This is a genomic window from Methylobacterium sp. WL6, from assembly GCF_008040095.1.
Classification (GTDB): domain Bacteria; phylum Pseudomonadota; class Alphaproteobacteria; order Rhizobiales; family Beijerinckiaceae; genus Methylobacterium.
Genome location: NZ_VRVH01000487.1, coordinates 1 through 2,167 on the forward strand (window position 1 = coordinate 1; position 2,167 = coordinate 2,167).

A 2,167-nucleotide genomic window follows, 5' to 3' on the forward strand; every position below is an offset into this window, starting at 1 on the left:
TACAATCACGCTCGTCGGCTCAAGACCCTGCGGGGCCTGACACCCACCGAGTTCATCCTGAACGCCTGGACGAAAGAGCCCAATCGCTTCAGGATCGACCCGTCACACCTCATCCCGGGACCATACACCTAGTCCGGCGATCACCTGGAACGTGCCGGGGCACCACGACTTAGCTTCCCGGGAAGTGCCATAGGAGCGAGACGATGATCGACGCTGACACCCCGCAGCCCGGCGACGATCCGGCGCCGATCGGAGACCCCTCGCCAGCACCTCAGGAGCCTGAGGGCGATCCACCGCCGAGCCCCGCGCCGGCACCACAGATGGACGACGCGGCGGCGATCGAAGAGACCGAAGAGCAGCCGAGCTAACTCTTTCAGCCTCGACGGTTCCTATAGCGGTTGTCGAAGCCGAATGCTCTCGCTAGAGGGCGCCGATGGAAAAACTCGACGCCCTACTTGAACGTCTCAAGAACCGCCAGCGCGACCTCATCATGGAAGCCGCTCAGTACGATACGATGCCGGCCGACAGTACGCTGAAGCGGATCGCGGAGCTTGAGAACGCTATCGCGGCGGTAGAGGCGGGGGCGGACGAGGAGCGGGGGCGGCGGCAACGATAGGGCCACCGCGACGGATCGCGCCTTTTTCGTTGGCGCGGAACTAGAGCGTCCCCTTCACCGTAGGAGCCGAGAATGGCTCACGCGAAGGGTACAGATTGGCACCGCCGCATTACGTCGTCCGACGCAGCCGATCTGGCAGATTTAACTTCGCCCTCATCACCGACTACGGGCGCATCACAGGGTACGTCTCTACTGACCTAGACGGCCGATCCAGTGCCGAGCTTGAACGGGAAGCTCGCGATAAAATCGGTGCGCTTGCCGGGAGCTTCGCGGAGGTCACTGTTCCGACGCTTGATGTGGAAGCGGAGAGGACAGTGCGAAGCGCTTATCCCTCAGGTGAGTTTGCTACCTAACATCAATTATTCGTCGCTCGGAGGAATACGTTCTTCGAGATAGGTCGCCGCATCCGCGTATAGCTCGAAGCGCCGCGTTAAACCTGCACGCTTCTCAGGCTTCTGCGTCTCATCCATCTTCGACTTCGCTTTCTCGGCGCGCTGATGCATCTTATTGGCGAGCTTTCCGAACGCCTCTTGGATCTTGGCGCTAACCTTCTCGGCCTCGGCGTCCGCTGCGTTCTTTTGGTTCCGTATAGAACCGGGAAACGCGCTCTTTTTGTCTTTAGCCACCGATCGTCTCCATCGATCTGACACACCCTTTACGTCATACGCTGTGACGATGCGATCACCGTGACCGAGATTATAATGCTTGCCGCCTCGCACGGATATCCAGGCGTCGCGGTCTGCGCGCGCCACGGCCAACTCGCATTGCACCTCTTCAAGTCGAGCGTGCATCTCGCCGGCATCAACGGCGGTCTTGATCAGCAGCTCCTGCGCCTCGGCGAGCGCCGCGCGCAGCTTCGCGTTTTCCGTAGCGAGCGCCAGAAGCAATGCTGCCGTCTCGTCGCTCATCTTTCAGCAACCTGTCTGGCGCATTGTCACTGACGTTGCATACGCGGCCGGCTGATCCCCCCGATCCGCTGCGGCGGTCCTGTTCTTGTCCCCGCAAGCAGGGCCGCCACCACTGCCCCAAGATTGGCTTGCCTTGGTTCTCGGACAGGGGCGAGCAGCGAGGTTCGAGGCAGCTCTAAAGACGATTTGGTGAGCCTAGGACTGGTGAGCTGCAACGCAGGCCTTCGGGACGGATGCCTCGACCGACACGCCCTCCAGATCAATGAGGCTCAGCACGCCTCCGTCCGGCCCTGTGATCGTCACGTCCGAAAGTGTGCGAGCAACCATGTCGCGATACTTTCTCACCGCCCATTCGGGCGATGGGCATCGGTAGGTGACGGTGCCGCCCTTCATGGCGCCCCAAACGATATAAACGGGGTTCGGCTCCATCACACTATGATCCCGGCAGCGCCAAGAATGGCACGCTGCTTGAAGATGCCGATGCTGATCGGCCCCCACGAGGTGGTCCAAGGGTAGAGTTAGTGCACGGTGGGCCGCTCCGCCACGGGTAGCTTGGCCGGCGGAGCTGGTCTGGCAAGCGCAGCCGGCCAAGCGGAGAAGGCTGGCATGAACACCTCCGGGGCCGGCGGTCGGTATCCCAGAG

Annotated in this window: 4 protein-coding genes and 2 pseudogenes; 3 read left to right on the plus strand and 3 right to left on the minus strand. The window is 61.7% G+C overall.

The features are described 5' to 3' along the window. The 3 genes and pseudogenes from FV230_RS27555 to FV230_RS27560 all read left to right on the plus strand — a co-directional run. A pseudogene (locus tag FV230_RS27555) lies at positions 1-132 on the plus strand (IS481 family transposase); the annotation flags it as partial. 71 nt (positions 133-203) lie between these two features. Then, on the plus strand, positions 204-368 hold the full coding sequence (locus FV230_RS30115; protein WP_187275652.1) for a hypothetical protein: 165 nt from the start codon (positions 204-206) through the stop codon (positions 366-368). A 65-nt stretch (positions 369-433) separates the two neighbouring features. Continuing rightward, entirely contained in the window at positions 434-616 is a 183-nt protein-coding gene (locus FV230_RS27560; protein WP_147844629.1) for a hypothetical protein, read from the plus strand. 359 nt (positions 617-975) lie between these two features. Here the strand turns inward: FV230_RS27560 and FV230_RS31085 are convergent, their stop codons facing one another. From FV230_RS31085 to FV230_RS27585, 3 genes and pseudogenes are all read right to left on the minus strand, one after another. Continuing rightward, entirely contained in the window at positions 976-1,524 is a 549-nt protein-coding gene (locus tag FV230_RS31085; protein WP_246695036.1) for a hypothetical protein, read from the minus strand. 195 nt (positions 1,525-1,719) lie between these two features. Then, complete coding sequence (locus FV230_RS27580; protein WP_147728954.1) at positions 1,720-1,953, minus strand: hypothetical protein; 234 nt, start codon at positions 1,951-1,953, stop codon at positions 1,720-1,722. Between the two features lie 89 nt (positions 1,954-2,042). Further along, a pseudogene (locus FV230_RS27585) lies at positions 2,043-2,167 on the minus strand (IS3 family transposase); the annotation flags it as partial.

Bases quoted from the DNA above. Each gene is read 5' to 3' on its own strand.
- FV230_RS27560 (WP_147844629.1), top strand. From the start codon at position 434: ATGGAAAAACTCGACGCCCTACTTGAACGTCTCAAGAACCGCCAGCGC.
- FV230_RS30115 (WP_187275652.1), top strand. From the start codon at position 204: ATGATCGACGCTGACACCCCGCAGCCCGGCGACGATCCGGCGCCGATC.
- FV230_RS27580 (WP_147728954.1), bottom strand. From the start codon at position 1,953: ATGGAGCCGAACCCCGTTTATATCGTTTGGGGCGCCATGAAGGGCGGC.
- FV230_RS31085 (WP_246695036.1), bottom strand. From the start codon at position 1,524: ATGAGCGACGAGACGGCAGCATTGCTTCTGGCGCTCGCTACGGAAAAC.